General features: G+C 61.9%; 1 protein-coding gene. It reads right to left on the bottom strand.

All coding sequences use genetic code 11. The annotated features are described in order from the left end of the window. On the bottom strand, window positions 1-588 hold a 588-nt coding region (locus NKJ84_RS33130; RefSeq protein ID WP_352510023.1), incomplete at both ends, for an AMP-binding protein.

The raw sequence follows: 588 nt of genomic DNA, 5'->3' as shown, positions 1-588 counted from the left end.
CCCGCGCAACGCCCGCCCCGCCGATATAGAGCTCCCCCACCGCCCCGAACGGGACGGGCGCACCATGACCGTCCAGCAGGTACACCCGCGTGTTCGCAATCGGGCGCCCGATCGGGATACGGCGGAATGTCTCATCAATCGCGGTGACCTCGCAGACTGTCGCGAAGGTCGTCGTCTCGGTCGGACCGTAGCAGTGCAAGAGATGCTGCGGTCGGCTCCCCCTCAAGACCCGTGCTACTGCCGCCACATCAACCGCATCACCGCCGACCAATAGCAACCGCAAGCTTGCCAGCGCCGGGCCTAAATCATCAGCGCTCTGGCTGAACAACCCAGCTGTCAGATGCAGGACGGTAATGCCATGCTGCTGAACCAGACGGCGCAGCACCTCTGGCTGCAGCACATCAATTTGTGGAATCACAACCAGGCTTGAACCGTGTAGCAGCGGTGCCCACACTTCCAGGGTACTGATATCAAACGCGGGATTGCCCACCCACGCCACACGATCACTCGAGCTGAACTGCGCATAGCCATTGTTGATGACGAGCCGGTTGACCGCACGGTGAGCAACAACAACCCCCTTGGGAAGGC

This window comes from Mesorhizobium sp. M0048 (assembly GCF_040323405.1).
GTDB lineage: Bacteria > Pseudomonadota > Alphaproteobacteria > Rhizobiales > Rhizobiaceae > Mesorhizobium.
The sequence above is the reverse complement of the archived record's forward strand: the minus strand, read 5'-3'. Positions and strand labels throughout refer to the sequence as shown.